This is a genomic window from Streptomyces sediminimaris, from assembly GCF_047049295.1.
GTDB lineage: Bacteria > Actinomycetota > Actinomycetes > Streptomycetales > Streptomycetaceae > Streptomyces > Streptomyces sediminimaris.
On sequence record NZ_JBJWOT010000001.1, the window covers coordinates 3,944,833 to 3,963,497 of the forward strand.

At 71.4% G+C, this 18,665-nt stretch carries 17 protein-coding genes; 8 read left to right on the forward strand and 9 right to left on the reverse strand.

Annotated elements, in window-relative coordinates; translation table 11 throughout:
• Positions 1-243 precede the first annotated feature (243 nt).
• Complete coding sequence (locus tag ACJ9NR_RS18195; RefSeq protein ID WP_412488625.1) at positions 244-924, forward strand: copper chaperone PCu(A)C domain-containing protein; 681 nt, start codon at positions 244-246, stop codon at positions 922-924.
• 162 nt (positions 925-1,086) lie between these two features.
• On the opposite strand, the gene phoP is transcribed toward ACJ9NR_RS18195, so the two are convergent.
• Together phoP and phoR are read right to left on the reverse strand one after the other, a co-directional pair.
• Positions 1,087-1,758 (reverse strand): two-component system response regulator PhoP, encoded by a 672-nt coding sequence (gene phoP / locus ACJ9NR_RS18200; protein WP_004000192.1) that lies wholly within the window; start codon positions 1,756-1,758, stop codon positions 1,087-1,089.
• Between the two features lie 5 nt (positions 1,759-1,763).
• Positions 1,764-3,080, reverse strand: coding sequence for a two-component system sensor histidine kinase PhoR (gene phoR, locus ACJ9NR_RS18205; protein ID WP_412488626.1), 1,317 nt, complete (start codon positions 3,078-3,080; stop codon positions 1,764-1,766).
• A gap of 236 nt (positions 3,081-3,316) precedes the next feature.
• On the opposite strand from phoR, the gene phoU reads away from it, so the two are divergent.
• Complete coding sequence (gene phoU / locus ACJ9NR_RS18210) at positions 3,317-4,018, forward strand: phosphate signaling complex protein PhoU (RefSeq protein ID WP_412488627.1); 702 nt, start codon at positions 3,317-3,319, stop codon at positions 4,016-4,018.
• A gap of 130 nt (positions 4,019-4,148) precedes the next feature.
• Positions 4,149-4,301, forward strand: coding sequence for a hypothetical protein (locus tag ACJ9NR_RS18215; RefSeq protein WP_412488628.1), 153 nt, complete (start codon positions 4,149-4,151; stop codon positions 4,299-4,301).
• Positions 4,302-4,424: 123 nt separating this feature from the next.
• Here the strand turns inward: ACJ9NR_RS18215 and ACJ9NR_RS18220 are convergent, their stop codons facing one another.
• Both ACJ9NR_RS18220 and ACJ9NR_RS18225 read right to left on the reverse strand, forming a co-directional pair.
• Positions 4,425-7,280, reverse strand: coding sequence for a PKD domain-containing protein (locus ACJ9NR_RS18220; RefSeq protein ID WP_412488629.1), 2,856 nt, complete (start codon positions 7,278-7,280; stop codon positions 4,425-4,427).
• A gap of 284 nt (positions 7,281-7,564) precedes the next feature.
• Positions 7,565-8,326: a phosphoglyceromutase gene (locus ACJ9NR_RS18225; RefSeq protein WP_412488630.1), complete on the reverse strand. Its 762-nt coding sequence runs from the start codon at positions 8,324-8,326 to the stop codon at positions 7,565-7,567.
• 165 nt (positions 8,327-8,491) lie between these two features.
• Here ACJ9NR_RS18225 and ACJ9NR_RS18230 point away from each other — a divergent pair, with 165 nt between their 5' ends.
• The gene (locus ACJ9NR_RS18230; protein ID WP_412488631.1) at positions 8,492-9,757 is read left to right on the forward strand and encodes an MDR family MFS transporter; all 1,266 of its coding nucleotides are present in this window, start codon (positions 8,492-8,494) and stop codon (positions 9,755-9,757) included.
• Positions 9,758-10,127: 370 nt separating this feature from the next.
• Here the strand turns inward: ACJ9NR_RS18230 and ACJ9NR_RS18235 are convergent, their stop codons facing one another.
• The gene (locus ACJ9NR_RS18235; protein WP_412488632.1) at positions 10,128-10,556 is read right to left on the reverse strand and encodes a DUF2000 family protein; all 429 of its coding nucleotides are present in this window, start codon (positions 10,554-10,556) and stop codon (positions 10,128-10,130) included.
• 49 nt (positions 10,557-10,605) lie between these two features.
• Between ACJ9NR_RS18235 and ACJ9NR_RS18240 the strand changes: the two genes are divergently transcribed.
• Entirely contained in the window at positions 10,606-11,406 is an 801-nt protein-coding gene (locus ACJ9NR_RS18240) for a helix-turn-helix transcriptional regulator (RefSeq protein ID WP_412488633.1), read from the forward strand.
• A 16-nt stretch (positions 11,407-11,422) separates the two neighbouring features.
• On the opposite strand, the gene ACJ9NR_RS18245 is transcribed toward ACJ9NR_RS18240, so the two are convergent.
• Together ACJ9NR_RS18245 and mshA are read right to left on the reverse strand one after the other, a co-directional pair.
• Positions 11,423-11,923 carry a type III secretion system chaperone family protein gene (locus ACJ9NR_RS18245; protein WP_412488634.1) on the reverse strand — a complete coding sequence of 167 codons (501 nt, stop codon included), beginning with the start codon at positions 11,921-11,923 and terminating at the stop codon, positions 11,423-11,425.
• The gene (mshA, locus tag ACJ9NR_RS18250) at positions 11,916-13,253 is read right to left on the reverse strand and encodes a D-inositol-3-phosphate glycosyltransferase (protein ID WP_412488635.1); all 1,338 of its coding nucleotides are present in this window, start codon (positions 13,251-13,253) and stop codon (positions 11,916-11,918) included. The genes ACJ9NR_RS18245 and mshA overlap by 8 nt, the downstream gene beginning before the upstream one ends.
• Positions 13,254-13,703: 450 nt before the next feature.
• On the opposite strand from mshA, the gene ACJ9NR_RS18255 reads away from it, so the two are divergent.
• From ACJ9NR_RS18255 to ACJ9NR_RS18265, 3 genes are all read left to right on the forward strand, one after another.
• The gene (locus ACJ9NR_RS18255; RefSeq protein WP_412488636.1) at positions 13,704-14,498 is read left to right on the forward strand and encodes a class I SAM-dependent methyltransferase; all 795 of its coding nucleotides are present in this window, start codon (positions 13,704-13,706) and stop codon (positions 14,496-14,498) included.
• A 274-nt stretch (positions 14,499-14,772) separates the two neighbouring features.
• Positions 14,773-15,846 (forward strand): C40 family peptidase, encoded by a 1,074-nt coding sequence (locus ACJ9NR_RS18260; protein ID WP_412488637.1) that lies wholly within the window; start codon positions 14,773-14,775, stop codon positions 15,844-15,846.
• Between the two features lie 251 nt (positions 15,847-16,097).
• Positions 16,098-17,402: a PP2C family protein-serine/threonine phosphatase gene (locus tag ACJ9NR_RS18265; RefSeq protein ID WP_412488638.1), complete on the forward strand. Its 1,305-nt coding sequence runs from the start codon at positions 16,098-16,100 to the stop codon at positions 17,400-17,402.
• Between the two features lie 123 nt (positions 17,403-17,525).
• On the opposite strand, the gene ACJ9NR_RS18270 is transcribed toward ACJ9NR_RS18265, so the two are convergent.
• Together ACJ9NR_RS18270 and ACJ9NR_RS18275 are read right to left on the reverse strand one after the other, a co-directional pair.
• The gene (locus tag ACJ9NR_RS18270) at positions 17,526-17,858 is read right to left on the reverse strand and encodes a DUF2516 family protein (protein WP_412488639.1); all 333 of its coding nucleotides are present in this window, start codon (positions 17,856-17,858) and stop codon (positions 17,526-17,528) included.
• A gap of 131 nt (positions 17,859-17,989) precedes the next feature.
• Positions 17,990-18,658 (reverse strand): hypothetical protein, encoded by a 669-nt coding sequence (locus tag ACJ9NR_RS18275; RefSeq protein ID WP_412488640.1) that lies wholly within the window; start codon positions 18,656-18,658, stop codon positions 17,990-17,992.
• Between the last annotated feature and the right edge of the window lie 7 nt (positions 18,659-18,665).

The following is an 18,665-nucleotide window of genomic DNA, read 5'->3' on the forward strand; positions in this document are numbered from 1 at the left end:
GCGTTCCTTCGCGTTCCTTCGCGGAAATTTTGCGCCTCCGCCGTCCGGCGTATGCCGAAGCGGCTTATGTGAATGGCGGACGGGTGAGTGGTCCGCCCCTCATGGGCGATCCCGGCGCCCCGAGGGAGGGTCGGGTGCGGTGCGCCGCGAACGGCTCGGTAGCCTATGGGCCACTGACAGACACACAGACACTTGGGGCGGCTTCAACGGTCGCCACGCTCAAGTCAAGGAGTTGCCGCCGCCGTGAGCAGCAGCCTTCGACGCGGCGCCCTCGCCGCCGCCGCCATCGCGTTCTCGATCGCCTCGCTCGCCGCGTGCGGTGCCGGCAACGACGCCCAGACGCTGCAGGTCAAGCCGGACAACGCCGCCGTGAAGGTCGGCGACATGCAGGTGCAGAACGCGCTGGTGGTCACCCAGCCGGACCTCAACGCGACCGGACCGGCCGTGATCTCGGCGACCGTCTTCAACAACGGTGACACCCCGCAGACCGTGGACTCGATCACCCTGCCGAACACCCACGCGACCGCCCAGGTCAAGCCGGCCAAGGGCAGCGGCAAGCTCGTCGTCCCGGCGCACGGCTCCGTGGTGATCGGCGGCAAGGGCAACGCCAGCGCCGTGCTGCCCAACGGAAGCCAGGCCGTCCAGGACGGCAGCGTCCGCAAGGTCACCTTCACCTTCAGCAAGACCGGTGACGTGAGCCTGCGGGCCTTCGTGGTACCGGCCAAGAGCTACTTCCAGAAGTGGGGCCCGAGCAGCATCCCGTCGGCCACCGCCCCCACCACCTCCAACACCCCGAAGCCGGGCAAGACCCCGAAGGGCTCCCCCAGCCCGACCGGCTCGGCCGCCTCCCCCGCGAACACCCCGAACTCCTCGGCCACCCCGACGGACTCGGCCTCCGCGAGCGCGACGGCCTCCGGCCAGTGAGCGGTTCCACGGCTGCCGCGGCCCCTGTGCCGTGGTGATGTGGCCGTGGTGATGTGGCCGTGATGATGTGACGGCAGCCGTGGCCGAGAAGGGCGGGTCCTCCCGGGGAGGTCCCGCCCTTCGGCGTTCGTACGGGCCGGGCCGCGGTGCGCCCGCGGCTGTCTACGGTTCGAACTTGTAGCCGAGGCCGCGGACCGTGACCAGGTAGCGCGGGGCGCCCGGGTCCGGCTCGATCTTGGCGCGCAGACGCTTGACGTGGACGTCGAGGGTCTTGGTGTCCCCGACGTAGTCGGCGCCCCAGACCCGGTCGATGAGCTGCATACGGGTCAGCACACGGCCGGCGTTGCGCAGCAGCATCTCCAGCAGGTCGAACTCCTTGAGCGGGAGGTCGACCTTGGAACCGGAGACCGTGACCACGTGGCGGTCGACGTCCATGCGGACCGGGCCGGCCTCCAGGGCCGCCGGGGTCACCTCCTCCGGCTCCCCGCGGCGGCGCAGGACGGCCCGGATACGGGCGACCAGCTCACGCGAGGAGAACGGCTTGGTGACGTAGTCGTCGGCTCCTATCTCGAGACCGACGACCTTGTCGATCTCGCTGTCCTTGGCGGTCACCATGATCACGGGAACGTTGGAGCGGCCGCGCAGCTGGCGGCACACCTCCGTGCCGGGCAGTCCCGGCAGCATCAGGTCGAGGAGGACGAGGTCGGCGCCGTTGCGCTCGAACTCGTCGAGTCCGTCGGGGCCCGTGGTCGCGACGGCGACCTCGAAGCCCTCCTTGCGGAGCATGTACGACAGGGCGTCGGAGAAGGACTCCTCGTCCTCGACGACAAGCACTCGGGTCACGGAAGGACCTCCGGGGCGGGAAGCGGTTCGTACGGGGATGACTGGGGGGTGATGCGGCCGGCCTCGTCGTCGAGATCGTCCGGGTCTGGGTGTTGGTGCGCGCGGTCGCGGGCGACCCCCGCCTCCGGCAGCCTCAGGGTGAACGTGGAGCCCTGACCCTCCGAGCTCCACACCGTGACCTCCCCGCCGTGCGAGGCGGCCACGTGCTTGACGATCGCCAGCCCCAGGCCCGTACCGCCGGTGGCACGGGAGCGAGCGGGGTCGACGCGGTAGAAGCGCTCGAAGATGCGCTCCTTGTCCTTGTCCGAGATGCCGATGCCCTGGTCGGTCACGGCGACCTCGATGTGGTCTCCGCCGGGCGCCGTCACCCGGCGGGCGGCTATGCCCACCCGGGTGCGGGCCGGGCTGTAGTTGACGGCGTTCTCGACCAGGTTGCCGAGGGCGGCGGCCAGCTGGCCCCGGTTGCCCCAGACGTGCAGGTCGGCGGTGACCGCCCGGCGCCCGCCGCCCCCCTCGTTCGAAGGCCCCGCGGGCCCTCCTATCGAGGCGGCCATGGTGATCTGCTTGGCGCCGGCCTGGTGCCGGCAGCGGTCGATCGCCTCGGCGACCAGTTCGTCCACGCGGACGGGCTCGGCGTCCTCCAGAGGGTCGTCGTTCTGCACCCGGGAGAGGTCGATCAGCTCCTGCACCAGGTTGGTGAGCCGCGTGGCCTCGATCTGCATACGGCCGGCGAAGCGCTCGACCGCCTCGGGGTCGTCGGCGGCGTCCATGACGGCCTCGGACAGCAGGGACAGCGCGCCGACCGGGGTCTTCAGCTCATGGCTGACGTTCGCGACGAAGTCGCGCCGTACCGCCTCGATGCGGCGGGCCTCGGTGAGGTCCTCGACCAGCAGGAGCACCAGCCGGGAGCCGAGGGGCGCCACGCGCGCGGAGACGGCGAGTGCCTCGCCGCGCCCGGTCCCCCGGCGCGGCAGATCCAGCTCGACCTGGCGTATCTCCCCGTCCCGCCGGGTGTCCCTGGCCATCTGGAGCATCGGCTCGACCGAGAGCCGGCCACCGCGGACCAGTCCCAGGGCGTACGCCGCGGAGCTGGCCTTGACGACGGCGTCGGCCTCGTCGAGGACGACGGCCGACGACCGGAGCACGGAGAGGACGGTGTCCACACCCGGGGGAAGGACCGGGTCGGTGTGCAGGGAGGTACGCGTGGGACGCTTCTGCTCCCGCTCGCTCCAGCGGAACGCCAGCATGGCGATCACACCGGTGAGCACCCCGGCGATCGCCGCCGCTGCGGCGACCGCCGCGTTCACGTCCATGCGTCCAGGTTAGGCATGGCGTCGGACATCCCCACAGCCGTCCGGGTGCGACCTCGAACACTCGTCGCCCAGAGTTCACCTTGGAGCCAGTACCGGTTCATTTGGGGTGGCGGAAAACGACGCGTACGAGCCGGAACGTGGGAGCGTGGGGGCGAAGCGCCGGTTGTTGGACGACGGACGCGGGCCCCCGCCCCTGCCCCGGCAGCCCCGAAGAACACGTGAGAGAGGGATCCCTGATGCGGGACGCGTACCACGAGGAACTTGACTCGATCGGCGACGGTCTGGTGGACATGGCCCGGCTCGTCGGGTCGGCGATCGGGCGCGCCACGACCGCCATCCTCGACTCCGACCTCAAGCTGGCCGAGAGCGTGATCGAGGGCGACAAGAAGGTCGACGAGCTCCAGCACGACCTGGAGGCGAGGGCGATAGCCCTGCTCGCCCGCCAGCAGCCGGTGGCCACGGACCTGCGCATCGTCGTCACCTCGCTCCGTATGTCGGCCGACCTGGAGCGCTCCGGCGACCTGGCCCAGCACGTCGCGAAGCTCGCCCGCCTCCGTTTCCCGGAGCGCGCGATCCCGCACGACCTGCACGCCACCATCCTGGAGATGGGCCAGCTCGCGCAGCGCCTGATGGCGAAGGCCGCCGAGGTGATCGTCACCAAGGACGTCGACCTGGCGATGCAGCTGGAGCAGGACGACGACGAGATGGACCAGCTGCACCGCACCCTCTTCCAGCACCTGCTGGACGACCGCTGGAAGCACGGCATCGAGACGGCGGTGGACGTCACCCTCCTCGGCCGTTACTACGAGCGGTACGCCGACCACGCGGTGGCCGTCGCCAAGCGTGTGGTGTTCCTGGTGACGGGCGAGCACGCGGACGACCTCCAGGGCGACATCCAGCCGGAGATCCAGCCGGTCGCGGGCGCCGAGGGGGCGTGAGCCGGAGGGGCAGGGCGTGTGGGCGCCACTGTGCGCCGTTGATGCGCCCGGCGAAGCGGGCATGCAATGAACAGAGGCACCAGCCTCTGGGCCGCCAGGTCACCAGGTCGCCAGGTCTCCAGGAGGACGCATGGCCGAAGCCCCCACCCCGCCCGACCCGACGCAGGAGCGCGAGACGGAACAGCCCGCCGAGATCAAGAGCCTCCCGCTCTTCGGCGCGTGCGGCTGCGGCTCGGGCTGCGGCTGCGGGTGCCAGTCGGGAAGTCCCTGTCAGTGCGGTTGACGGCAGCCGGCCGCGACCGCTGCCCGACGACCGTGTGACGACCGTGTACGTCGGCGTAGGGCCCCGGTGCGATCACCGGGGCCCTACGCCTTCGCTCGCGTCGAACTCACAGGACCGGGCCGGTCAGCCGTAGTACCCCTCCAGGTCGGCGATGACGTCGACCGATCCGAGCGCGTTGTGGATGCGGACGCAGCCGTCGGCGCCGACCGGGACCACGGCCAGAACCGGGCGGGTCCGGCCGGCGATCAGATTGTCGTTGGACACGTTCGGCAGGCTGCCGTCGCCGTAGGCGGTCAGGTGGGTGTTGACGGTCGGGGCGACGCCCGTGAGGTTGACCAGCACCGCGTCGGCACCGACCGGGACACCGTCGACACCGGCGACCTTCACGGTGAGGGTGCCGCCCGCGCCCAGGGGCTTGTCGGCCGCGCCCAGACCGACGCGGGTGTCGAGGAAACGGGTGGGCCTGGTCCCCACGAACGGACTGCCGGACGGGGCGACGGGGTCGTCGAGCGAGTCGCCGTTGGTGAACACCCCTTGGAGATCGGCGATCAGGTGCACGTGCCCGGAGCTGTTGTAGATGTGGAACATGCCGGCGCCGACACAGGGGACGGCCAGGTTCGACGCGGTCTGCCCGGTCCGGTAGTTGAGGGTGGAGGTCTTCGGCGGAGTGGTACCGGCACAGTCGACGGTGACGTAGCCGCTGCTGGTCTCGCCGGTCACGGTGACGTTGAGCACGGCGCCGACGGTCGCCTCACCCCGGGCGTACTTCGGCAGGGTCACCGTTGTGGTGCTGCCGGGCCCGGCCTTGCCCTTGGGCGCGCCGATGCCGTAGCGGGTGTCCAGCACCCGGGTCGGGGTCACCGTGGCCAGGTCGGAGGGGTACGGGTCGTTACTGCTGGGTGTGATGGTGTAGTAGCCCACCAGGTCGGCGATGAGGTTCACATCGCCGTGCGCGTTGTAGAGGTCGACGTAGCCGTCGGCGCCCACCGGGACGGTGACCAGGTTCGGATTGTCCTGCCCGGCGTGGAAGTTGAGGTTCGAGGCGTTCGGGCGGGTGGTGCCGTCCGGATAGGCCGTCACATAGCTGGTGGAGGTGGCGTCGGTGTCCGTGACGTTCAGCGCCACCGCCGTCACCCCGGACGCCGGGACGCCGCCCACACCGAGGACCTTCAGCCGGACCACACCGCCGGGGCCCACGGGCCGCCTGGGCGCGCCCGTCCCGTACCGGGTGTCCAGCAGACGCTCGGAGCTCATGGTGACGAAGGCCGCGCCGACCCTGGCCCGGCCGGTCGTGGTGGCGGTCCGCCCGCCGGCGTCGGTGATCTTCTGCGTCACGGTGTACGTGCCGGGGGCCGCGTAGGTGTGCTTGACCGTGTCGCTGAGGGCGCTGGGGGAGACGGCCGACGACCCGTCACCGAAAGTGATCCGGTCACTCGTGATCGGGTAGGGATCGAAGCCGATTTCGTAGGAGCAGTGGGCGGTGTCCGGAGCCGAGGGGCTGCTCGCACAGCGGACGGTCGAGGTGAGGGCCGGTGGCGGCTCGACCCGGTACGGTACGTCGGCGGCGCCGGCCCGCGTGCCGTCGGCCTTGTCCGCCAGCACCAGGACCTGGTCGTAGCTGCTTCCGGTGGCCTGGGTGTAGGTGTGCGTGGCCGAGCCGCTGGTGGAGGTGGCGGTGGCGGTGCCGTCTCCGAAGTCGAAGGTGTACGTGAAGCCGTCGAGCGAGTCCGACCACGGATTGCTGATCTGTGCCGTGGCGGTGGTGGGAACACCGACGTAGCCGGTCGTGCGGTAGGGACTCATCTCGACCCCGCTCACCGCGAACGGGTCCTGGAACTCCTGGGCCCCCCGGTCGTAGGAGCTGTCACCCGTGCCGGTGCCGGCGACCAGGGGGTCGTCGACCCTGGGGCGGCCGTAGTAGTCCGTGGAGAGTTCTCCGGGGGCGCCCGCGTCGGCGGAGTCGATGAGCGGTGAGTGCTCTGCCGGCTCCCCGCCCACGGGGATGGTCACATCTGTCTGGTCGAGGTCGTGGGCGCCCTGCCCGGTGCCTGCCCGGAGTGCCTGCCTGGTTCCGTACGCGGTGCCGGCCCAGTCGTAGTCGGTGCCGGTCGACAGCGGGTTGACCGCGTTGTAGTCCTCGGTGACCTGGCCGGCGGAGGCGGCGTCCACCGTGATCTCGGCCGGTGTGCCGGTGTCGGAGCAGGTGGTGGGCCCGCCGGGCATCGCGACGGTGTTCTCCACCGACCCGGAGCTGCCGCCGGTCAGCCTGATGGCGTTTCCGCAGAGCGTCGAGACGGTGTCGCCGGCGAGGTGGATGCCCGTGGTGCCGACGGCCGAGATGCCGCCGCCCATGTCCGCGCTGAAACGGTCGTCGGCGAGGGTGATGTCCCGCGTTCCGGCCGAGCTGGCGAAGCCGAGACCCGACGAGGTGAGGACCAGGTCACGGGTGAGCGTGATGCCGGAGGAGGCACCGTCGACCGCGATCACCGGAGTGGTCGCGGTGGTGGCACCGGTCCTGGCCGTGGCGACGCGGTAGGTGATGTGCCGCGAATCCGTGACGGCAAGGGCGCTGGCCCCGCTCGCCGAGGCGTGGATCCCGGCCATGTCGACGTACTGGGCGCCGGAGAAGGTGACGGCCGCCGTCTGCTTGCCCAGCACGGTGACGGCGGTGCCGGTGCCGGGTGCGGCGACGAACGTGATGGGCGCGTCCGCGGTACCCGAGGCCGCTATGGTCACCGGCGCGTAGGCGGTCGTGTTGCCCGCGATGTGAACGGTCTCGCCGGGGGTCGCGGCCCGCGCGGCCGGCTGGATCTGGCAGAAGGGCTCCGTCTGCGAACCGGGGCCGGTGTCACTGCAGTCGGCGGCGAGATCGTCGACGTACAGCGCGGTACCGGTGTCCGCGTGAGCCGTGCCGGTGCCGAGGCTGCCGAGCAGGACCGCCAGGACGGCGGACGCCACGACCGGTTGTCTGCGGCCCATCGGGTGCGCTCCCCCCTGGCCGCCGAGGGCACGGGATCGCCGACGAGCACGGCCTGTCACATCCAGTCGGCTGTCCGCTGGAGCTGAAGCGAGGCTAGATCAACTGCAGAAAGGCGAACAGTTGCGCGGATGCCCCTTTACCCGATCTTGGCCACCCCCGGGCCGTACTCATCTCCGGCCATCCGAACGCACGCGGAAAAGCAACAGGCCACAGACGGCCCCAGAACGGCAACGAGCCCCCTACTCGCGGGGAGTCCGCAGGCAGGGGGCTTGATCGTTCCGGCTTACTTCTTCTTGCCCTGGTTCTTGACCGCCTCGATCGCTGCTGCCGCCGCCTCGGGGTCGAGGTACTTGCCGCCCGGGGTGACCGGCTTGAAGTCCGCGTCGAGTTCGTAGACGAGGGGGATGCCCGTCGGGATGTTCAGGCCCGCGATGTCCGCGTCCGAGATGCCGTCCAGGTGCTTGACCAGGGCGCGCAGGCTGTTGCCGTGGGCGGCGACGAGGACCGTGCGGCCGGTGAGGAGGTCGGGGACGATGCCGTCGTACCAGTACGGCAGCATGCGGATGACGACGTCCTTCAGGCACTCCGTGCGGGGACGCAGCTCCGGGGGGACGGAGGCGTAGCGCGGGTCGTCCGACTGGGAGAACTCGGCGCCGTCGGCCAGCGGGGGCGGCGGGGTGTCGTAGGAACGACGCCACAGCATGAACTGCTCCTCGCCGAACTCGGCGAGGGTCTGCGCCTTGTCCTTGCCCTGGAGGGCGCCGTAGTGGCGCTCGTTCAGGCGCCAGCTGCGATGGACCGGGATCCAGTGGCGGTCGGCGGCCTCCAGCGCGAGCTGCGCGGTGCGGATGGCGCGCTTCTGCAAGGACGTGTGCACCACGTCGGGGAGCAGGCCGGCGTCCTTCAGCAGCTCACCGCCGCGGACCGCCTCCTTCTCGCCCTTCTCGTTGAGATTGACGTCCACCCAGCCGGTGAACAGGTTCTTCGCGTTCCACTCGCTCTCGCCGTGGCGGAGGAGGATCAGCTTGTACGGTGCGTCGGCCATGCCCCAGAGCGTAATCCACGCATTCGGGCCGCAGCAGGCCCGCCCATCAGCCGGACAGATCGCGGGACTCGTTAATTGACTGGCCGGTGAGGACGGCGGCTTTGTAAGTTGTGCCTGCCAAGTGGGGCACTTACACACCGTCTTGCCGTGCCGTGGGGGATCCTGATGTCCGTCGCCAGTCTGAGACGTGCCGCCCGGGAGAGCGTCTCCGGGCTCCCCCGCGAGTTCTGGTGGCTGTGGACCAGCACGCTGGTCAACCGGCTCGGGGCGTTCGTCGCCACCTTCATGGCGCTGTACCTGACGATCGACCGGGGCTACTCCGCCTCGTACGCCGGGCTCGTCGCCTCCCTGCACGGGCTCGGCGGCGTCGCCTCCTCCCTGGGCGCCGGCGTGATGACCGACCGGCTCGGCCGCCGGCCCACCCTGCTGATCGCCCAGTCCGCCACCGCCGCCTCGGTCGCCCTGCTCGGCTTCATGCAGGACCCGGTCGCCATCGCCGCGGTCGCGTTCCTGGTGGGCATGGCCGGCAACGCCTCACGGCCCGCCGTGCAGGCGATGCTGGCCGACATCGTGCGGCCCGAGGACCGGGTGCGGGCCTTCTCCCTGAACTACTGGGCCATCAACCTCGGCTTCGCCGTCTCCTCCATGTCCGCGGGCTTCATCGCCGAGTTCAGCTATCGCGCCGGGTTCCTGCTCGAGGCAGGCATGACGGCCGTCTGCGCGGTCCTGGTCTTCCTCAAGCTGCCCGAGTCACGGCCGCAGCGGACGGCGACCGGGAAGGCCACGGAGGAGGAGGAGGTCGGGCTCGGGACGGTCCTGCGCGACGGGCGCTACATGGGCGTCGTCGGCCTGTCCTTCCTCGTCGCGCTCGTCTTCCAGCAGGGGTCGCTCGGTCTGCCGGTCGCGATGGGCGAGGCCGGGTTCACGCCCGCCGACTACGGCATGGCGATCGCCCTCAACGGCGTCATCATCGTCGTCCTGCAGATCCCCGTCACACGGCTCATCGAACGCCGGGACCCGCGTCGGCTGCTCGTGGTCTCCTCGCTGCTCGCCGGGTACGGCTTCGGGCTCACCGCCTTCGCCGGGTCGGTCGGGGTCTTCGCGCTCACCGTCTGCCTGTGGACCCTCGCCGAGATCGTCAACGCGCCGACGCAGACCAGTCTGGTCGTCCGGCTCTCGCCGGTGCAAGGCCGCGGCCGCTACCAGGGCGTGTACACCCTTTCCTGGTCCCTCGCCGCGCTGGTCGCTCCGCTCATGTCCGGCCTGGTCATCGACCGGTTCGGGGCCGAGTGGCTGTGGGGGCTGTGCGCGGCCGTCGGCATGGTGGCGGCCGCCGGATACGGGGCGCTGATGCGACGGCTCCCGCCGACGGGGACGTCGACCGCGGTGCCGGCCGCCACCGCCGACGCGGCGGAGGTCTCCGCGAACTGAGACGCGGAGGTCTCCGCCAACTGAGCCCTGTGCGGATTCGCGCCGGCGTCGCGGGTGCGTAGGCGGTAAGGGTCCGCCCGGCGCCGCGGGTGGCGCGGGCGGCAGGGGTCCGCCGACGGCGTGGGCGGCACGGGTCCGCCGGCTGGTCCAAGCCGGCGGTACGGGCGGCACGGGCCCGCCAGCGGCGTGGTGGCATGGAGCAGCCGACCACGCCGTGGCACGGAAGCGGACCGCGGCGCCATGGCACGGAAGCAGACCGCGGCGCCATGGCACGGAAGCGGACCGCGGCGCCGTGGCACGGAGGCGCCCCCGATGCCGCCGGCACCCGTTCCCCGTCCGGCCCGCCGGGGCCGGTGCCGTGGTGCCCGTCTCACGGGTGCATCCGTGCGCCCTTGATCACCTTGTCCACCGCGTTCTTCGGTCCGTACACCGCCAGCCCCACCAGGTCGAGCCCGTCCGTCCCCACGGCCCGTACCGCCGCCCGGTTGTCGCGGTCGTTGCCGGTGCTGAACAGGTCGGAGGTGAACAGGGAGCGCGGGAGGGCGCGGGAGAGGGCCTTGGTGTGGGCGGACCTCAGCGTCTCCTTCGTACCCTCGAAGACCAGCACGGGCTGGCGGAACATCGGCAGGTACCGGACGCCGTCCGCGTCCTCGTAGGGATCGCCGACCACCTCGGGGACCTGGCTGCCCAGGCCGCTGACCAGGAACGCGGTGACGTTGAGACGCTGCCAGGTCTCCAGGTCCTCGCGCAGCAGGACGGCGATCTTGGTGTCGAAACGGATGGGTGCGTCGTCGCTCATACTCCGAGACTGCCGACCGGCCCGCGGCCCCGTCTTGTACGTTCTTTGCATGGCCCCGCAGCCGGAAGTGTCCGCCTGGCGGCCCCGCGTGTCCGGCGTCGTCGAGGTCTTCCACGCCCACTTCACCGAGTACGCCTACCCGATGCACGTCCACGACGCGTGGACGCTGCTCATCGTGGACGACGGAGCCGTACGGTACGACCTCGAGCGGCACGAGCACGGCACTCCGCACGACACGGTCACGCTGCTGCCGCCGCACGTCCCGCACAACGGCTCCCCCGCCACGCCGTACGGCTTCCGCAAGCGGGTCCTGTACCTCGACGCCACGCGCGTCTCCGACGACCTGATCGGGGCCGCCGTGGACCGGCCCGACCTGCGCGACCCGGTGCTGCGGACGCGTGTGGGCCAGTTGCACGCCGCGCTCGCGCGGGCCGGGGACGAACTGGAGGCCGAGAGCAGGCTGACGCTCATCGGCGAGCGGCTGCGCACGCATCTGCGGCCGCGTGAGGTCTCCGGCCTGTCCCGGGCCGACCCCGCGCTCGCGCGCCGGTTGCGCGAACTCCTCGACGAGCACGTCGTCGACGGGCTCACGCTGGAGCAGGCCGCGGCGCTCGTCCACGCCCATCCCGCCCATCTGGTACGGGCGTTCAGCACCGCCTACGGCATCGCGCCGCACCAGTACCTGAACTCACGGCGCGTCGAGCGTGCCCGCCGGCTTCTCCTCGAAGGGCGTCCGGCGGGTGAGGTGGCCTCCGCCACGGGGTTCTTCGACCAGTCCCACCTCACCCGGCACTTCCGGAAGCTGGTGGGGGTCACGCCGGGGCACTACTCGCGCACGGCACGCGGCTGACCCGCCATCCCGGGGTTCAGTCGGCCGGGCGTTGGGTCAGGTGAGTGAACGCCTCGAGGTTGCGGGTCGATTCGCCGCGGGCCACCCGCCACGCGTACTCCTTGCGGATCGCGGAGGCGAAGCCGAGTTCCAGGAGGGTGTTGAAGCTGCCGTCCGCCGCCTCCAGGACCTGGCCGAGCAGACGGTCGATCTCGTCCGGGGTGACGGAGGACAGGGGGAGGCGGGCGGTGACGTAGATGTCGCCGAGGCGGTCGACCGCGTAACTGACGCCGTACAGCTTGAGGTTGCGCTCCAGGAGCCAGCGGTGGACGCCGGGTTCGTTCTCGTCGGGGTGGCGGATGACGAAGGCGTTGAGGGAGAGGGAGTGGCGGCCCACGAGGAGGGAGACGGTCGTCTTCAGCTTGCGGGTGCCGGGGAGCTGCACGACGTAGTTGCCGTCCGCCGGGCTCTCCCACTCCAGTTCGGCGTCCTTCAGCACGCCTTCGATCACCTGGGCCGCGTTCTGTGCATCAGCCATGGTGGGAGGGTACGCGACGGCGGTGTGCCTGGATCGCGGCCGTGTAGGCGTCCGCCGTCGCGGCGGCCGCCGTGTCCCAGCCGAAGGACTGCGCGTGGTGGGCGGCCGCCGCGCCCATACGGGCGGGCAGGGACGGGTCGTCGGCGAAGTCGCCGAGCACGCGCGCGTAGTCGGCGGGGTTGTGGCCACGTACGAGGAAGCCGGTCCGCCGGTCGTGGACCGCGACCGGGAGCCCGCCGACCGCGGCCGCGAGCACGGGGGTGCCGGCCGCCTGCGCCTCGATGGCGACCAGTCCGAAGGACTCGCTGTACGAGGGCATGACCAGGACGGAGGCCGCCCGGAACCAGTCCGCGAGCTGCTCCTGGCCGACGGGCGGGTGGAAGCGTACGACGTCCGCGATGCCGAGGCGGGCGGCGAGCTTCTGCAGGCCCTCGGGCTTGGCGAGACCGCTGCCGCTGGGACCGCCGACCACGGGGACCAGGACGCGGGAGCGCAGCTCGGGGCGCCGGTCGAGCAGGGCGGCGACCGCGCGCAGCAGGATGTCGGGTGCCTTGAGCGGCTGGATGCGGCCCGCGAAGAGCGGGATCAGGGCGTCCTGCGGCAGGCCGAGGCGGGCGCGTGCGGCGGCACGGCCGTCGGCGGGGCGGAAGCGGTCGAGGTTCACGCCGGGGTGGACGACGGCGACCTTGGCGGGGTCGGCGCAGTAGTGGCGTACGAGTTCGTCGGCCTCTTCGTCGGTGTTGGCGATGAGGCGGTCCGCCGCTCCCACGATCTGGGTCTCGCCGATGACGCGGGCGGCGGGCTCGGGGGTGTCGCCGTCGGCGAGGTTGGCGTTCTTGACCTTGGCCATGGTGTGCATGGCGTGGACGAGGGGGGCGCCCCAGCGCTGGGCCGCGAGCCAGCCGACGTGGCCGGAGAGCCAGTAGTGGGAGTGGACGAGGTCGTAGTGGCCGGGGCGGTGGCCGGCCCACGCCTGCATCACGCCGTGCGTGAAGGCGCAGAGCTGGGCGGGGAGCTCCTCCTTGGCCAGGCCCTCGTAGGGGCCGGCGTCGACGTGCCTGACGAGGACGCCGGGGGCGAGTTCCACGGTCGGGGGGAGGACGGCGGCGGTCGCGCGCGTGAAGATCTCGACCTCGATGTTGATCGCGGCGAGACGCTGCGCGAGCTCGACGATGTAGACGTTCATGCCGCCCGCGTCGCCGGTGCCGGGCTGGTGCAGGGGAGAGGTGTGCACGCTGAGCATCGCCACGCGGCGGGGGCGGCGGTGGAGCCTGAGCCGCGGGGGCGTTGCCTGCGAGCGACGCCCGAGCCTGCTGACGTACTGGCTCACGTGGCGTTCCTCCTTGTGCGGGCATGCCGGGCAGGGGGGTGTGGGGCTCCCTCCGAGGAGGGCAACAGCGGAGGAGCGGGTTCCCATTCCGGCCGCGGCTAATTTTGCCCAGGCATTACCGGGTGTCGCTCAACTGTTCGGTGGCTGGGTGCGTGGGGGGGGTGGCTGATGCAAGTGTGGCGGCTGATGGAAGCAGTACGGCTGATGTAAGCGTGACGGCTGATGCAAGTGTGATAATTGGTGTAAACGTGGCGACTGATGCGAACGTGATGGCTGATGCTGACGCGTGATGGCTGATGCCATACGTGGTGGCTGACGCCATGCGTGGTGGCTGATGTCATGCGTGGTGGCTGATGCCGTATGTGGTGGCTGATGCGGGCGCGGCGGGTGGCCGTGAGCCCGCGTACGGTCGGTGCCTGCGGTTCCTCGGCGCCGCATACCCTCGTACGCATGACATCCCGCGCCACCCGCCGCCCCGTGGGCACGGTCACGCGCGGGACCACCAACCCCAATCGGCTGCGGCGGATGGACCGGTGGATCGCCGCCGTGCAGGGCGCGGCGTTGCGGCGGGCCGATGACCCCGTCGCCGTCGACCTCGGGTACGGGGCCGCTCCCTGGACCGCCGTGGAACTCCTGCAGCGCCTCAGGGCGGTCGCGCCCCGGGTTCGCGTGGCGGGGGTGGAGATCGACCCCGCGCGGGTGGCCGCGGCCAGGTCCTACGAACGGGACGGGCTCGTGTTCGTGCACGGCGGGTTCGAGATCCCGCTCGCCGGGCGGCCCTCGCTGATCCGGGCCGCCAACGTGCTCCGGCAGTACGACGAGGCCGAGGTCGCCGGCGTCTGGGAGCGGCTGTGCGCGCGGCTCGCACCCCGGGGGCTGCTGGTCGAGGGGACCTGTGACGAGATCGGGCGGCGGCACGTGTGGGTCGCGCTCGGACCGGAGGGTCCGCGGACCGTCACCTTCGCCACCCGGCTGGGCTCTCTCCAGCGGCCGTCCGATCTCGCGGAACGGCTGCCCAAGGCTCTCATCCACCGCAATGTGCCCGGTGAAGCCGTGCACGCCTTCCTGCGTGACTTCGACCGCGCGTGGGCCGCCGCCGCGCCCTACGCCGCCTACGGCGCACGGCAGCGCTGGGTGCGGGCCGCCGGGGACCTCGCGGGCGACTGGCCGCTGACCGACGGGCCGGTGCGGTGGCGGCAGGGTGAAGTGACGGTGCGGTGGGGCGCCTTGGCGCCTCGCGGCTGACCAGCGGAGCCAGGCTGGCCTGCGGGGAACGTTCCTGATGAGCCGTTCGTCACAGAGGCGAGGAGATCGTGCGGGAAAATCGCCGCCGCGTGGACGGGGTGATCGTCACCTTACGGACGGGAAGATCGTCGCCGCGTGGACAGGGAGATCGTCGCCGCGAGGAGGGAGAGGGGAATCCGGAGGGTGACGCACTCTGTCGTTTTGCGCCCGGTCGTGGCACGATCCCCCAGGCATCCGTAAGTTACTGACGGTAAATCAGTTCGGGGGTAGCGGTATGGGTTCGGGCAAGCGCGGCCTGATCGCGACGGCCGTGACCGTGGTCTGCGCGGTCACCGTGCTGGCCGTGCCGGGCACGGCCTTCGCCGCACCCCGGCCGACCCCCACCCCGTCGGCTTCCGCCACTCCCCCGCCGGACAAGCACCTTGAGGCCGTCCGGAAGAAACTCGACAAGCTCTACCACGACGCCGCGCTCGCCACGGACTCCTACAACGCCGCCCAGGAGAAGGCCGACAAGCAGTCCGCAGCCATCGTCGACCTGGCGAAGAAGATCGTCGAGGGCCAGAAGAAGCTGGACCGGCTGAAGAAGCGGGCGGGGGCGGCGGCCGCCGCCCAGTACCGCACCGGCGGACTGCCCGACGAGGCCCGGCTGCTGCTCAGCGACGACCCGCAGGAGTTCCTCGACGGCGCGGACCGCACCCTGCAGGGCGAGCGCGCCGCCAGGGGCCTGATCGAGGAACTGACCCGCACGCAGCAGGACTTGGCGCAGTACGCCAGGGACGCCTCCGCCCGGTGGAAGGAGCTGGAGGCCAACCGCAGGGCGAAGGACGCCGCCCGCAAGAAGATCAAGAAGCAGATCGCGGCCGCCGAGGAGCTCCAGGCCCGGCTGGCGAAGAAGGAGAAGGAGCGCCTCGCCAAGCTGGAGGAGGAGGCCGCCCTCAAGGCCCAGACCGTCTGGCTCGGCTCCGGGATCCTCGGCGAGATCAAGGGCAAGGCGTCCGCGCAGGGCAAGAAGGCGGTCGCCTACGCCACCGCCCAGATCGGGAAGCCGTACGAATGGGGTGCCGAGGGACCGGACACCTACGACTGCTCCGGGCTCACCTCGCAGGCCTGGGCGGACGCCGGGCACGCCATTCCGCGCACGTCGCAGGAGCAGTGGAAGCAGCTCAAGCACATCGCCGTGAAGGACATGCGCCCCGGCGACCTGGTCATCTACTTCCCCGACGCCACCCATGTCGGGATGTACATCGGCGACGGGGCGATCGTGCACGCCCCCCGGCCCGGACGGACCGTGACGATCACGGGCGCGGGGTCGATGCCGATCCTCGGGGTGGTGCGGCCCGACGCGTGAGAGGCGGCTCACGTGACCCAGCGCACGCGAACAGCCCGGCAAACCCACGGCGGACGTGACGTTCGTCATCCCCGCCGACGGGCTCTCCTGTCCAACTGCGGTACGGATCGCGGCATATGACGCTGGCGCGTCGCCAAGCGGCGTGGCTCACACCATTCCTTTACCGCACCAGCACCCGCTATGGTCCCCGTCGGTGGATCGAGATCTCTCGCCCCACCACGCCCTCGGGGGGAGGGAAGGAACTCAAGACGATGCCCGCACCCATACCGCGGCAGAGAGCGATCCCGGCCGCGGAGAGTGGTCAGGCTCCAGCCGTGCAGCAAGGCGGCACCTCCAAGGACGAGACTCCGCGCAAGGAAGCAACGGTCGACAACAACACCGCGAACACCAACCTGACGCTGCTGCTGATCGAGGACGATCCCGGCGGCTCAGCGGTCGTACCCGAACTGCAGGACGCGGTCGGCCGGCCCATCCGCGTGCGCACGGCCCGCAACCTCACGGAGGCCGAGCGGCTGCTGACCGATGACGTCCACTGCATCCTGCTGGACCTGGCGCTGCCGGCCCCGGGCCGCGGCGCCGACGAGGACGAGCTCGCCGTGCTGCGGCACGTGCTGGAACTCGCGCCCCGGCACGCCGTCCTCGCCCTCACCGCCTCCGGCGACGCCGAGCGCGGCGCCGAGGCGGTCCGCGTCGGCGCCCAGGACTACCTCTTCCGCGACGAGCTGGACGCCCGGCTGCTGAGCCGGGCCATTCGTTACGCCGTGGAGAGGAAACGTTCCGACTCGGCCGAACGGCGGCTCGCCGAGGGCCGGGTGCGCGCGCAGGAGAACCGCCGCCTGGAGCGCGGACTGCTGCCGACGCCGCTGCTGGAGGGCTCCACCCTGCGGTTCGCCGCCCGCTACCGCCCGGGGCGCTCCCGTGCGCTGCTCGGCGGTGACTTCTACGACGTCGTACGCACCCCGGACGGGACCGTGCACGCCATGATCGGCGACGTCTGCGGGCACGGTCCGGACGAGGCGGCGCTCGGCGTGGAACTGCGCATCGCCTGGCGCGCGCTGACGCTGGCGGGCCTGTGCGGCGACCAGCTGCTGGGAACCCTGCAGCAGGTCCTGGAGCACGAACGCGCCGACGAGGAGATCTTCGCGACACTGTGCACGGTGGACATCTCGCCGGACGGCCGCAGCGCCGGCCTGTGTCTGGCCGGGCACCCGTCCCCGCTGATCGCCCGTCCGGGACGGCCCGCGCAGCTGCTGCCGTACGACAACAACGGGCCCGCGCTCGGCCTGCTGCCGGGCGCACGGTGGCCGCGCATGCAGGTGGATCTCGGGCGTGAGTGGACCCTGATGCTCTACACCGACGGCCTGATCGAGGGCCGGATCGGCGTGGGCAGGGAGCGGCTCGGTCAGGACGGCATGGTGGAGATGGTGCGACGCCAGCTCGCCGACGGCCTGCGCGGCGAGGAGCTGCTGCGGGCGGCCGTGAACGAGGTGCGCGAACTCAACGGCGGCGAGCTGACGGACGACGTGGCGGTGCTGCTGCTGGACCGGGAAGCCTGAGCGGAACCGGGCGGGCCCGGACGCGGACGCGGAGACGGCCGAGACCCGATGCCGAACCGGCGGGCCCGGACGCGGACGCGGAGACGGCCGAGACCCGATGCCGAACCGGCGGGCCCGGACGCTTCAGCGGCCGCCGTTGTACGGGCCGTACGGGCCGTCGCTGCTGGAGCCCCGGCGGTTGCGGCCGCCGCCCGGCAGGCCGCGCAGGGCGGGACGGACGTCGACCATGTACACGATCGTCGCGATGAGTCCTATCACCGGCAGGAACGACAGGATGTTGAAGATCAGGTTCACCGCGAAGGCGATCCCGAGGACGATCAGCCAGAACGGCTTGCTCTGCTTGCCGGCCGCGCGGTAGCCGTCCTCACGGCGCGTGGCGGCGTCGATCAGCGCGAAGCCGCTGAAAACGATCAGGGCCATGCTCAGCAGCCACATGAAGCCTGCGAACCCCTGCATCAGCACTACGTCCACCACCAGACTCGGCTTGTTCCTACGCGGTCACCGTACCCGTTCCGGTGGCGCCGCTGTATGGGGAACGGGCCGGGCCCTCCAGGAGTGCCCGACCCGTCACCGATCACCCGTCCGTGTCACTTCGCGGGCGGCGTGGTCTTCTTCGCGGTGGTGGTCTTGCGCGCCGGCGCCTTCTTGGCGGCGGCCGGCTTCTTCGCGGCGGGCTCGGCCTTCGCCTCGGCGGGCCTGGCCCCGCCCTTGTCCTCGACCGGCTCGGCCTTGGGCTCGACGGCGACGGCGAGCTCCTCGACCTCCTCGGCCACGGACTCGATGCCCTCGGCGGCCTCGCCGCGCCAGGACTTCACGGCCTGCTCGCCGTGCTCGGCGACCTTCTCGTAGGTCTCCCGGGCCTTGACGGCGTACTCGGCTGCGACGCCGACACCGCGCAGCGCGATGTCCTGCGCGGACTCACCCAGCTTCTTGAGGTCGGTGTCGATGGTGGTGCCGAGCTTCTTGATGTCGCCGTCGAGGGTCGCGAAGAACTCGGTGACCTTGGTCTGGAGGGACTCCTGCGTCTCCCGGACGCGCGCCTGCGTCTCCTTGACGCGGGCCTGTGCCTTCTCCTGGACGGCCTTGGGGTCGGTGTTGCGGACGGCCTCGAAGCGGGCCGGGGCCTCGGTGCGCAGCTGCTCCACCAGGCCGGGCACCTTCTTGGCCTGCTGAAGGGCCAGGTCGGCGGTGCCGGCGGCGAAGTAGAGCGGCGTCGGGTCGCTGAGGGTCTTGCGGAGGTCTTCGGTGATGGCCATGGTGATG

Excerpts from the sequence above, each read along its gene's own strand:
- phoR (WP_412488626.1), bottom strand. The coding sequence starts at position 3,080 with ATGGACGTGAACGCGGCGGTCGCCGCAGCGGCGGCGATCGCCGGGGTG.
- phoU (WP_412488627.1), top strand. The coding sequence starts at position 3,317 with ATGCGGGACGCGTACCACGAGGAACTTGACTCGATCGGCGACGGTCTG.
- ACJ9NR_RS18215 (WP_412488628.1), top strand. The coding sequence starts at position 4,149 with ATGGCCGAAGCCCCCACCCCGCCCGACCCGACGCAGGAGCGCGAGACG.
- ACJ9NR_RS18220 (WP_412488629.1), bottom strand. The coding sequence starts at position 7,280 with ATGGGCCGCAGACAACCGGTCGTGGCGTCCGCCGTCCTGGCGGTCCTG.
- ACJ9NR_RS18225 (WP_412488630.1), bottom strand. The coding sequence starts at position 8,326 with ATGGCCGACGCACCGTACAAGCTGATCCTCCTCCGCCACGGCGAGAGC.
- ACJ9NR_RS18230 (WP_412488631.1), top strand. The coding sequence starts at position 8,492 with ATGTCCGTCGCCAGTCTGAGACGTGCCGCCCGGGAGAGCGTCTCCGGG.
- ACJ9NR_RS18235 (WP_412488632.1), bottom strand. The coding sequence starts at position 10,556 with ATGAGCGACGACGCACCCATCCGTTTCGACACCAAGATCGCCGTCCTG.
- ACJ9NR_RS18240 (WP_412488633.1), top strand. The coding sequence starts at position 10,606 with ATGGCCCCGCAGCCGGAAGTGTCCGCCTGGCGGCCCCGCGTGTCCGGC.
- ACJ9NR_RS18245 (WP_412488634.1), bottom strand. The coding sequence starts at position 11,923 with ATGGCTGATGCACAGAACGCGGCCCAGGTGATCGAAGGCGTGCTGAAG.
- ACJ9NR_RS18255 (WP_412488636.1), top strand. The coding sequence starts at position 13,704 with ATGACATCCCGCGCCACCCGCCGCCCCGTGGGCACGGTCACGCGCGGG.
- ACJ9NR_RS18260 (WP_412488637.1), top strand. The coding sequence starts at position 14,773 with ATGGGTTCGGGCAAGCGCGGCCTGATCGCGACGGCCGTGACCGTGGTC.
- ACJ9NR_RS18265 (WP_412488638.1), top strand. The coding sequence starts at position 16,098 with ATGCCCGCACCCATACCGCGGCAGAGAGCGATCCCGGCCGCGGAGAGT.
- ACJ9NR_RS18270 (WP_412488639.1), bottom strand. The coding sequence starts at position 17,858 with ATGCAGGGGTTCGCAGGCTTCATGTGGCTGCTGAGCATGGCCCTGATC.
- ACJ9NR_RS18275 (WP_412488640.1), bottom strand. The coding sequence starts at position 18,658 with ATGGCCATCACCGAAGACCTCCGCAAGACCCTCAGCGACCCGACGCCG.